General features: G+C 67.7%; 4 protein-coding genes. 1 reads left to right on the top strand and 3 read right to left on the bottom strand.

Features of this window, described 5'->3' with window-relative positions; genetic code table 11:
- Positions 1-29: 29 nt before the first annotated feature.
- Complete coding sequence (locus ACWEO2_RS12760; protein ID WP_452405445.1) at positions 30-641, bottom strand: TetR/AcrR family transcriptional regulator; 612 nt, start codon at positions 639-641, stop codon at positions 30-32.
- Between the two features lie 72 nt (positions 642-713).
- On the opposite strand from ACWEO2_RS12760, the gene ACWEO2_RS12755 reads away from it, so the two are divergent.
- Positions 714-1,274: a peroxiredoxin-like family protein gene (locus ACWEO2_RS12755; protein WP_452405444.1), complete on the top strand. Its 561-nt coding sequence runs from the start codon at positions 714-716 to the stop codon at positions 1,272-1,274.
- Positions 1,275-1,360: 86 nt separating this feature from the next.
- On the opposite strand, the gene ACWEO2_RS12750 is transcribed toward ACWEO2_RS12755, so the two are convergent.
- Both ACWEO2_RS12750 and ACWEO2_RS12745 read right to left on the bottom strand, forming a co-directional pair.
- Entirely contained in the window at positions 1,361-1,930 is a 570-nt protein-coding gene (locus ACWEO2_RS12750) for a Uma2 family endonuclease (RefSeq protein WP_452405685.1), read from the bottom strand.
- A gap of 205 nt (positions 1,931-2,135) precedes the next feature.
- A partial coding sequence (locus ACWEO2_RS12745) for an amino acid adenylation domain-containing protein (RefSeq protein ID WP_452405443.1) occupies positions 2,136-12,650 on the bottom strand: 10,515 nt, incomplete at its 5' end.

Below are 12,650 nucleotides of genomic sequence, written 5' to 3'. Positions count from 1 at the left end.
AGGACTCGAGGGGCACCGTCCAAAGCGGGCTATGGAGCCAGCCCGCGGAGGACGATTTCGAGGCCGAGGCGGAATTCTGTTGCGGCGTCGATGTTCTGGGCGTCGGTGGCGGTTTCGGTGAGGAGCGCGTAGGTGGTTGGGGGGAGTTGGGTCATGGTGGTGGTACCGGGGCCGGAGAGGGGGCCGTAGTGCTCGTTCTGGAGGTGGCCGACGAGGAAGGCCATGAGGGTGCGTTGGGCCAGGACTCGGCTCGAGCCGGAAAAGCCCGCGTCGGTGAGGATCGTGAGCATCGCCTCGATCCAGCGCAGGCTGGCGGGAGATGACTGGCGGTGGCGCACTACGAGTGGGACCGCCGCGGGGTGAGCGGAGGCCGCGGTTCGCATGCGGTCCAGTAGGGCCGTGATGCGGTCGCGCCAATTCGGATCGATCGGTGGGGTGAGGTCGATGGTGGCGAGTAGGTGGTCGACGACCAGTACCTCCAGTTCGTCGCGGTCGGCGACGTAGCGGTACAGCCCCATGGTGGCGATGCGGAGTTCCTTCGCGACCGCGCGCATGGTGAGGCCGGACAGGCCGTCGCGATCCAGCACGGCGATGGCGGCGGCCGCGATGGCGGGGCTGGTCAGCGAGCGAGGGCGGGGCACGGGTTGACAGCGTACAAGGTACGCGCATACTTGATCGTAGGCGTACGTCGTACACCTACGAAGGGAGTTTTCATGTCCTTGCCGACCACGGTGGCCGATCGGGCACTCGTCACCATCGCCGACAGCACAATTCCGATCCCCGATCAGGACTGCCTGATACACCTGCAGTTCCGCCGCTTCGCGGGATGCCCGATCTGCAACCTGCACCTGCGCTCGTTCGCCGTCCGACACGATGAGATCCTCGCCGCGAATATCCGCGAGGTCGTCGTCTTCCATTCCAGCGCAGCCGAATTGCGCAGATACGAGGGCGACCTCCCGTTCGACCTGATCGCCGACCCGACCCGAATCCTCTACCGCGAGTTCGGCATCGAATCCACACCCCGCGCCCTACTCGACCCGCGCGCCTGGCCCACCATCATCCGCAGCGTCGTCACCGCGACCAGAGCAGTACTGCGCAAGGAAAAGCCCGCTCCCCCCAGCAAACCCGAAGGCGGCCGCCTGGGACTGCCCGGCGACTTCCTCATCGCCCCCGACGGCCGTGTACTGGCGAGCAAACTCGGCAAACACGCCGACGACCAATGGTCGGTCGACGAACTGCTCGCGCTCACACCCAGCACCGAGGCCCGGCATTGACCATCGAGTGCCCGAAGCTCGTCACGGCGTGCGGCCCTGCCCCTGCCACCAAGAAACAGGCCAGCGTTGCGGCGATGGTGTCCGACTCAGGGCATCAGTGACGCCGGATCCACCGTGAATTCAAAAGGACTGCGCAGGGTGACGGTGTCTCCAGCCGCCACCCGGTGCGTCCGTTCGTAGGTGTCGTCCGCACCAAGGGCATGCGCGAACAGGACCGGCAACATTTCCTCGCGGAGTTGGCCTTTGAACGGGTTGATCTCGACGCGCCAGTAGTTCGGGATACCGGCTGCGGCGTAGAGAACGGGCTTGACCATGCGGTCCTGCAGGGTCGTTGATCTAGATACCACTTCGACGACCAGTTTCACCTGTTCGGCCGGAACACCCCGGGCGTCCCAGTCGATCGGGCCGGTAGCCACCATGACATCGGGAATCGGCTCGTCATCGCCGATCAGCACCCCAACGCCTTCCAGCACGACATACCCAGGTGGCACGACATCAACGAGTGCGCGCACCAGCCATTGAATCAGCCATTGATGTCGTGGTTTGGGAGCAGCGTTCACGACGAGCTGGCCATTCAGCACCTCGTACCGTAATCCGTCTTCGGGCATGTGATCGAGGTCCTCGGCTGTCCAACGATCGGACCTGGGAACGGGCATTGCCATTGGAACCACCTCCAACCTCGCCGAACGGGAGCGGACGATGTCCGCTGACTCCGCCCAAGTCTAGCCGGAGCCGCACACGTCAGCGGCGTGTCAGCAGTGGCCGGATGCTCGGTCGAGTCCTGGCGTCGAGCAGTAGCAAGCACTGAGCCCCGCACCTCTGTTGAGGTGCGGGGCTTTTGGGTTGGTAATGCGCTTTCGGCTACTCGACGATCACGATGCGTACGTTCTCGTCGGCCGCGTCGGTCGCCTCGTCCACCGTGACGAACCAGTGGCTGACTTCGCCGTCGGCGAGGTCGTCGGCGATCTCGTCGGTGCTGGGCAGCACCGACAGGGCACCGGCGGTTGCCGAGGACAGGAACTCCAGCAGGGCGGTCCGGCCGGAGGCGGCGGTGGTGAACGTTGTCGACTCGTAGTCGATCTCGTATTCCGAGCGCACGCGATCCGACTGCGCCAGCGCCTCGGTCTGGCTCAGTGCCTGGACCGATCCGTCCGCCGCGAGGACCACGAAGGCCGCGTGTTCCTCGGCCAGCGGGCGCACGCGGTCCGCGTAGGACACCGGATGCGATGGCGCGGAGGCCAACTCGGCCTGCACCGTCGGATCGCTTGGCACCAGCCAGTTGATCGGGGCGTCGACCGGTTCCAGGGTGATCCCGAAACCGGCTCCGGCAGCGACCATGTCGTCGGCACTCAGATCACCGGCGAACAGGCAGGCGGCACCGGCCTTCTGGATGGCCCAGACCGCGACCACCGCATCCACCGAACGCGGCAGCGCGACCGCGATCACATCGCCGGGTCCGGCACCGCGCTCGATGAGCACCCGCGCCAGCTGCGAGGAACGGCGATCCAGCACGTGGTAGGCGATTTCGTCGCCGTCGACCAGCAGCGCGGGCGCCTCCGGATCCGCCTCGACGACCTCGCCGAGCACCTTCGACACCGTACGCGCGCCGAGCCGGCCGACCAGTTCCGGCGCGGGAGCCGTTGCCGCGATACCGGATTCGGCGAGCAGGCGAGCACGCTCACCGGCGTCGAGGATATCGATATCGCCGACCAGTCCGTTCGGATCGCCGAGCAGCGCGTCGAGGACCCGGATCAGCCTGGTGGACAGGGTTTCCACCTCATCGGCGGTGAACCGGCTGAGCAGGTACTCGAGGGTGAACTCGAGCTTGGACTCCGCGGTCACCTGCAGGGTCAGCGGGTAGTGCGTCGTGCTGTCGACACCGACATCGGTCACCGACATGCCGTCGATCGAACTCGCGGCCGCGATCGCCTCGCGATCGATCGGATACGACTCGAATACCAGCAGTGTGTCGAACTGCGATCCGATCCCGGCGGCGCGCTGGATATCGGCGAGTCCGACGTAGTGATGGTCGAGCAGTTCGGTCTGGTCGCGCTGCAACCGCTTGAGCTGATCGTCGATGGTCGCGCGGTCGTCGATGCGCACCCGGATCGGGAGCGTATTGATGAACAGACCGACCATCGATTCCACACCGGGCAACTCGGCGGGCCGACCGGAAACCGTTGCGCCGAATACCACATCGGCGCGACCGGTGAGCCGGCCGAGCAGAATGCCCCAGGCCGCCTGCACCAGCGTGTTCACCGTGATGCCGAGGTCGGCGCAGTGCTTGGTGAGCTGGCGGGTGCGGTCGGCGTCGATCTCGGTGACCAGCTTGCCGGTCTCGTAGGTCTCGGCCGTCCGCGCGGGCGTCGCCAGTTCGGTCGGCTCGGTCGCACCGTCGAAGGCCTCGGCCCAGATCCGCAGCGACGCGTCCTGGTCGCGGGTGGCGAGCCAGTCCAGGAAGTCGCGGTAGGAGGAGACCTGCGGCAGCGCCGACTGCTCGCCGCGCGTCGCGTAGAGCACCAGCAGATCCCGCATGAGCAGCGGCATCGACCAGCCGTCGACCAGTACGTGGTGGGTGGTGATGGCCAGTGACCACTCCTGCTCCGCGGTGCGGAACAGCGTGTAGCGCACCAGCGGCGGCGCGGACATATCGAAGCGATCCGCGTGATCGGCCTCGATCCGCCGCTGCAGTTCCTCGGCCCGCTCGGTCTCCGGCAGTTCGGTGAGATCCACCACGCGCCAGGGCACTTCGAGCCGATCGAGTACGACCTGCATGGCCCGACCCATGGCGTCGGTGACGAAGGCGGTGCGCAGGTTCGGGTACCGATCCAGGATCGCCTGCGCGGCCGCGTGCAGCCGTTCGATATCCACCGTTCCGGCCAGCCGCACCACGGCCTGCATGGTGTAGACGTCCACGGTGGCCGTGGTCATCAGCGCGTGGAAGAGCAGACCGGACTGCAGCGGCGAGACGGGCCACACATCGGTGAGGCCGGGGTAGGTCCGCTCCCACAGGTCGATATCGGACTGGCCGACCCGCACCAGCGGCAGATCCGACGGTGTGTGCCCACCGGCATCCGGGCGTTGCGCGTGCTCGGCCAGCGCCGTCAGCGCGGTGATCCACAGATCCGCCAGCTCCTGCACCCGCTCCGGGCCGAGCAGGCCCACCGGGAATTCGAAGGTGGCGAGCAGGCGCGGACCAGTGTCCGCATCGTCGGTGGTGACGGTGATATCGACCGCACCATTGGCGGGCATATCGGCGGCCCGCTCGGTCTTGATCGCCGCGTCCTGATACCGGAAGCTCACCTGACCCACCTGCGGCAGATGCAGCAGACCGTGGCCGGCGCCCTGATCCGGCACCGCGCGCAGTTGCTCCTTCACCGACTTGACGATGGCGCCCGCGGCGGCACCGCCGGTGAACGCATCGGCCAGATCGATATCGCCCAGTGCGAGCCGGGCCGGATAGGTCGTGGTGAAAGCACCGACCGTGCGCGACAATTCGGCACCGCGGACCGCCGCGCGCCCATTGCCGTCGAGCCGGATCAGCACATCCGATCCGTGCTGTTCACCGCGCCAGCGCACCAGCGCCATGGCCAATGCCGAAAGCAGCCCGTCCGGCACACCGCCGTGGAACCGCGCCGGAACGGTATTGAGCAGGACCTCGGAGACCACCGTCGGCACCTCGACCCGAACCCGCCGCACCGAGGCGACGGTGTCCTGTGCGGGATCGAAGGCGCGCGCGCCGAGCAGTGGATCCGGCGTGGCCGAAACCTCGTGCCAGAACGGCAGTTCGGCGGCACGGGCACTCGCATCCTCGGTCAGGCCGTATGCCCAGCGCCGCAGCGAGGTGCCGACCGCCGGCAGTGCGACCGGCTCGGCGGCGACCAGATCGCGCAGATCCGCGGTCAGCACGCCGAGGGACCTCGGGTCGGCCGCGAAGGCGTGCACCACGACCAGCACGAAATTGCCGCCGTCGAGCTTGTCCGCGGTGATCCGCACGAACTGCACCATCACACCGTTGGCCGGATCGAGACGATCCGCCGCGGCGGCGCGTTCGCTATCGGCGAGCCGCATGAGCTCGTCGTAGCCGTAGTCCTCGGTCAGGGTGGCATCGACCGAAACCTCGTGCACCAGTGCATCGATATCGATGGCGCCGCGCTCCAGTGCCGCGAAGGTCCAGCCATCGCCCACCTGGCGCAGTTGGGTGCGCAGGGCGTCGTGCCGGTCGACGATCGTGGCGATCGCCGCGCGCAGTCCGTCGCGATCGAATTCGCGTGGCAGGGCCACCGTCGCCTCATGGGCGAGGCGCTGGTAGGGCGCGCCACCGGCCAGCACGGCCGCGATACTCGGCGGCAGCGGGATCTCGCCGACTCCGCCACCGGGCAGCTCCGCCATGGTCGGACGCAGCTCCGCGGTCGAGGTGGCGATCGCCGCGAGTCCGGCGACACTGCGCTGATCGAAGACATCGCGCACGGAGAACACCACGCCGAGCACCTTCGCCCGCGATACCAACTGGATCGACAGAATGCTGTTACCGCCGAGGGCGAAGAAGTCGTCATCGGCGCCGATCCGCTCGATACCGAGCACATCGGCGAACACACCGGCCACGATCTGCTCCACCGGCGAGACCGGGGCGCGGAATGCGGCATGTTCGAAGGTGGGCTGCGGCAGCGCATTTCGGTCGAGCTTGCCATTGGCGTTGAGCGGCAACGCTTCCAGCGCCAGGAAGGCACTCGGCACCATGTAGGACGGCAGCTCCGCGGCCAGCGCCGACTGCAGTGCGCGCTTATCGAGTTCACCGCTGGTCGGGACGACATAGGCGACGAGGCGGTCGCCCAGCGCCGGATCGGTGTGCGCGAGTACGGCGGCCGAGGTGATCGAGGTCTGCCGCAGCAGTGCCGCCTCGATCTCGCCGAGTTCGATGCGGAAACCGCGGATCTTCACCTGGAAGTCGGTGCGGCCACGGTATTCCAGCTCACCGTCGGCATTCCACGCCACCAGGTCACCCGTGCGGTACATGCGCACGCCGGACTCGAACGGGTCGGCCACGAACCGCTCCGCGGTCAGATCCGCACGACCGAAGTAGCCGCGCGCCAATTGCGCACCGGCCAGGTACAACTCACCGGACACCCCGACCGGCACCGGACGCAAACGCGAATCCAGCACGTAGACACGGCTGTTCCACTCCGGCGCACCGATCGACACCGAGACGGCATCCGCATCGGTCACCTCGTGGCTGGTGATCGACACCGCGGCCTCGGTCGGACCGTAGAGGTTGAACAGCTTGGCGGCATTGGCCTTGCGGAACCGCTGTGCGGTCGCGGCGGGCAGTGCCTCACCGATCGCCAGCACCCGGCACAGGGACTCGGGCAGCTTGCCGTCCGATTCGGTCAGCAGGGCGTCCAACATCGACGGCACCACATGCAATGTGGTGACACCGGCATCGCGCATCAGGGTATTGAGGTACGCCGGATCGCGATGTCCGTCGGCGGCCGCGATGACCAGTCGGCCACCGGACACCGCGGCCGACCAGAACTCCCATACCGAAAGGTCGAAGGTCGCGGCCGTCTTGAGCAGCACCGCATCTTCGGCGCCGAGGCCGAATTCGCTGGTCTTCCACTGCAACTGGTTGGCGATCGCACTGTGCGGCAGTGCCACACCCTTCGGCTGGCCGGTCGAACCCGACGTGAAGATCACGTACGCGGTATTCGCCGCGGTCAGCGTGCCGAGTCGTTCATCTGCGGATACCGGCGCATCCGAGTACGGCGACAGGTCGAGTTCATCGATGGCCACCGAATCCACCGTCGCGGAGGTGAAGCCCTCGCGACCGGTGGTCAGCACGCACACCGGAGCGGCGGTGCCGAGGATGTACTCGACGCGGTCGGCGGGCTGATCCGGATCGACGGGCACATACGCCGCACCGGCCTTGGCCACCGCGTACATCGCGACGACCAGATCAACCGACCGGCGGATCGCCAGCGCAACCCGATCCTCCGATCCGACACCACGCTCGATCAGGTACCGCGCCAGGCGGTTCACCTGCGAATCGAGTTCGGCGTAGGTGAGTTTCAGCTTGCCGCCGGTGGGCACATCCGCGACCAGCGCGATCGCGTCCGGCGTCGCGGCCACGGTCGCATCGAGCAGCGATACCAGCGTCGCGGTGGTGTCGACCGCATGCGCGGTGTCATTCCACTGCGTGAGGATCCGCGTGCTCTCCTGCGGTGCGAGCAGATCGATCTCGCCGACCGGCTGCGCCGCATCGGCGACGACCGCGTCCAGTACCCGCAGGAACCGATCCGCGAAGCCCTGCACCGTGGCCTCGTCGAACAGGTCGATGGCATAGCCGAATTCGGTGACGATCTCGGCCGGGGTGCCGTCATCGGCGTAGCGGTCGTAGAGCGTGACGTGCAGATCGGTTTTGGCCAGCTGTGAATCGAAGTTCACCGCGCTCACCGACAGGCCGGGCAGTGTGAAGGTGGTCTCGGCCAGGTTCTGGAACGAAAGACCGATCTGGAACAGCGGATTGCGCGCCGTCGAACGCTCCGGGTTGAGCACCTCGACCAGCCGCTCGAATGGCACATCGGCGTTCGCGAACGCCTCCAGATCCCGTTCGCGCACATCGGCGAGCAGATCGGCGAACGTATCGCCGGACCGCACCCGGGTACGGAACACCAGGGTGTTGACGAACATGCCGATCAGATCGTCGAGTTCGCGCTCGCCACGACCCGCGATCGGCGTACCGACGGCGATGTCGTCGGTGCCCGACAAACGAGCCAATAGAACGGCCAGCGCCGCGTGCACGACCATGAACAGCGAGGCGTTATTGGCCCGCGCCAATTCGTGCAGGCGAGCGTGCTTGTCCGGCGCGATCTCGAAGCGAATCGCCTTGCCCTGGAAGCTCTGCGCGGGCGGACGCGGCCGGTCCGCGGGCAGCTCCAGCTGGTCGGGCAGACCCGCGAGCGTGGACTGCCAGTAAGCGACCTGCTGTGCGGCAAGCGATTCCGGATCGTCCTCGGAGCCGAGCACCGAACGCTGCCACAGCGCGTAGTCGGCGTACTGCACCGGCAACGGCAGCCACTGCGGGATCTCCCCCTGCGCCCGTGCCACATACGCCGCCATCACATCGCGGGCCAGCGGGCCCATCGACGAACCGTCGGCCGAGACGTGGTGCACCGTGAACGCCAGCACATGATCGTGTTCGGCGATCCGGAACAGCGTGACCTTCAGCGGCACCTGCACGGTGACATCGAAGGTGGTGAGCGCGAATTCGATGACCGTGCGCACCAGATCCGACTCGTCGATATCGGTGACGGTCAGCCGTGGGACGGCCTGATCGGCGGGCAGGATCACCTGGTGCGCACCGCTGGCCGAACTCGGGTAGGTGGTCCGCAGCACCTCGTGCCGCGCGAAGACGTCGCCGAGCGCCTGCTCGAGTGCCGCCACATCGAGCACACCGGACAGCCGCACGGCGAGCGGAATATTGTCCACCGCCGAGGTGGCCGTATCGAACTGGTTGAGGAACCAGTACCGCTGCTGCGCGGGCGAGAGCGGAATACGGGCCGGGCGCTCCCCGGCCACCAGGCGCGGCCTGGTGCGGCCGGATCCGGCATTGTGTTCGGCCTTGGCCGCCAGCGCGGCGACCGTCGACGCCTCGAACAGGTCGCGCACCGCGAGTTGGGTATCCAGCGCCGCGCCGATGCGCGCGGTCACCTGGGTGGCCAGCAGCGAGTTGCCGCCGAGTTCGAAGAAGTCGTCGTCCAGGCCGACCCGGGCGATGCCGAGCACATCGCAGTAGATGCTCGCCACGATCTCCTCGATCGGGGTCGACGGTGCGCGGAACACCTTCGCCTCGAAGACGGGAGCGGGCAATGCCTTTCGATCGAGCTTGCCGGAGGCATTGAGCGGGAACGCGTCCAGCACCACGAAGGCTGTCGGCACCATGTAGGCGGGCAGATCGGCCGCGAGTTCGGCGCGCACCGCGTCGATATCGACGCTACGGTCGGCCGCCGCGATCACATAGCCGACCAGCTGATCACCGAGGCGATCGTCGGAGCGGACCACCACAGCGGCCTGGGCGATCGCATCCAACGCGGTCAGCGCGGATTCGATCTCACCGAGTTCGATGCGCAGACCGCGCAGCTTCACCTGGAAGTCGGTGCGGCCCAGATACTCCAGCTCACCACGCGCAGGCCCACCCGTCGCCCGGCCACCACCCCTCATCGAATCGCTTCGCGATGCAGGCACCCATCTGACCAGGTCACCGGTGCGGTACATGCGCTCGCCGGTGCCGAACGGGTTGGCCACGAAGCGATCCGCGGTCAGATCCGGACGCGCCACATAGCCGCGCGCCAGCTGCTCACCCGCGAGGTACAGCTCACCCGGCACACCGATCGGAACCGGGTGCAGGCGTGAATCCAGTACATACACCTCGGTATTGAAGACCGGAGCACCGATCGGCACCGAGACGGTGTCGGCGTCGGTCACCTCGTGATAGGTGACGTCGACGGCGGCCTCGGTCGGGCCGTACAGGTTGTGCAGCCAGACACCGGTCAGCTCGCGCAGCCGCTGTGCGGTCACCGCGGGCAGCGCCTCACCGGAGGCGAAGACATTGCGCAGGTCGAAGCATTCGCCCGCCCGGTCGTCGGCCACGAAGACCGACAGCATGGACGGCACGAAGTGCACCGTGGTGACCTGCTCCTCGGCAATGGTCTGCACCAGGTACGCCGGATCGCGGTGCCCGTCGGGCCGTGCGATGACCAGGCGCGCCCCGACCTGCAGCGGCCACCAGAATTCCCAGACCGACACATCGAAGGTGGCCGGCGTCTTCTGCAGCACCACATCGCCGCGATCCAGCCCATATTCGGACTGCATCCAGACCAGGCGGTTGACGATGGCGGCGTGGCTGACCGCGACACCCTTCGGGCGACCGGTCGAACCGGAGGTGAAGATCACGTACGCGGTATTCGAAGGCCGCAGCGGCACCAGACGTTCCGCATCGGTCACCGGCTCGTCGGAGTACGCCGACAGATCCAGCGCCGCGATATCCAGCGCCGCAGTGCTGCCCGCGTCGAATTCGTCGGCCGCGGTGGTCAGCACGCACACCGGGTCCGCGGTGTCGAGCACATACCGGGTGCGCTCGGCCGGATGATCCGGATCCAGCGGCACATACGCACCACCCGCGACGGTCACCGCGTACATGCCGATCACCAGCTCGAAGGACCGGCGCATACCGAGCGCGACCATCGAATCCGGTCCGACGCCCAGTGCGATGAGGTGCCGTGCGAGTTGATTCACCCGTGCGGTGAACTCGCCGTAGGACAGACTCGTCCCCTCGAACGTGAGCGCGGTCGCCTTCGGACTCCGGGCGGCCTGGTCCTGGAACATCGAGACCAGGGTGAGCTCGGCGTCGACGACATGCCCAGTGTCGTTCCAGGTTTCGAGCACCAACGTGTGTTCGGCGGCATCGAGCAGATCGACGTCACCGACCGCGGCGGCCGGGTCCGCGACCACCGCGCGCAGCAGGCGGACCAGCCGTTGCGCGACACCGGCAATGGTGCGGGCGTCGAACATATCGGTCGCATAGGCGAATTCGGCGGTCATGCCGTCGGCGTTGCCGGCCGCGTCGATCCGGTCCGCGAGGTTCAGATGCAGATCGAACTTCGCGGTCACCACATCGAGCGGAACGCCGGCCACCTCGAGGCCGGGCAGTTCGAAGGCCGCCTCTCCGGTGTTCTGGAACGACAGCATCACCTGGAACAGCGGATGCCGCGCCTGCGAACGGGCCGGATTGAGGATGTCGACCAGCCGCTCGAACGGCAGGTCCGCGTGGCCGAAGGCGGCCAGGTCGGTTTCCCGGGCCCGGGCGACCAGCTCGGTGAACGACGCACCCGCATCGACCGCAGTACGCAGCACCAGCGTATTGACGAACATGCCGATCGCGTCGTCGAGTACGGCCTCACCGCGACCGGCGACGGCGGTGCCGATGGCGATGTCATCGCTGCCGGACAGTCGCGCCAGCAGTGCCGCGAAGGCCGCGTGCACCACCATGAACAGGCTCGCGCCCTGTGCGCGGGCCAGTGCGTTGAGTTCGGTCAGCAGCTGTGCGTCGATGCCGAATTCGTAGACGTCACCGCGGTTGGACGCGATGGCCGGACGCGAACGATCCGACGGCAGGTCCAGCTGATCGGGCAGTCCGGCCAGGCTTTCGGACCAGTACACGACCTGCTTGGCGATCAGCGAGGCCGGATCGTCCTCGGAGCCGAGGGTTTCGCGCTGCCACAGCGCGAAGTCGGCGTACTGCACCGGCAGCGGCGCCCAGGCGGGCGATTCGCCACGGTTGCGGGCCGCGTAGGCGACCATCACATCGCGGGCCAGCGGACGCACCGACCAGCCGTCACCGGAGATGTGGTGCACCACGAAGACCAGCACGTGGGTATCCGGCAGCGACCCGTCCATCGGGGCCTCGAGCCGGAACAGCTCGGCCCGCACCGGAACCTCGGCGGTGACATCGAAGCCGGTGAGTACCAGCTCGCTGATGCGATCGCGAATATCGGTCTCCGACACCACGATCGGGGTCAGGTCGAGGTGGACCTGACCGGCGGGCAGCACGACCTGCACGCCATGGCCGTCGGCGGTCTCCGGGTAGACGGTGCGCAGCACCTCGTGCCGGTCCATCACATCCGCGACGGCCAGCCGCAGCGCATCGGCATCGAGTGCACCGGTGAGCCGGACCGCCAGCGGGATGTTGTTGACGGCGGTCTGGTTGTCGAAGCGGTTGAGGAACCACATCCGCTGCTGGGCCAGCGACAGCGGAATCTGTTCCGGCCGCGGTCCGGCGACCAGCTCCCGGCGACCGCCGGTGCCCTGCTGCGCCTCCATCCGCGCGGCCAGCGCGGCCACATTCGGCGCCTCGAACAGCAGCCGCACCGGAATGCGGGTATCGAGTGCGGCGCCGAGGCGGGCGACCACCTGGGTGGCGATCAGCGAGTTGCCGCCGAGGTCGAAGAAGTCGTCGTCGAGACCGACCGCGCGCCCACCCTCGGCGCTCGACAGACCGAGCACCTCGGCGAAGGTATCGGCCACGATCTCCTCGATCGGGGTCGACGGCGCGCGGAATTCCCGTGCCTCGAAGGCGGGTTCGGGCAGTGCGCGGCGGTCGAGTTTGCCGTTCGGGTTCAGCGGCATCGCGTCGAGCACCAGCAGTGCCGCGGGCACCATGTACGACGGCAGCTGCCCGGTCAGGTGCCTGCGCAGCTCGTCGACATCCACCTCGCCGCCGTTCACCGGCACCACATAGCCGACCAGCTGATCGCCGGTACGGGCATCCGCACGCACCAGCGCCACGGCCTGTGCGACCGCATCGTGCGCGGTGAGGGCGGT

The sequence above is a fragment of the Nocardia sp. NPDC004278 genome (genome assembly GCF_053602975.1).
The sequence above is the reverse complement of the archived record's forward strand: the minus strand, read 5'-3'. Positions and strand labels throughout refer to the sequence as shown.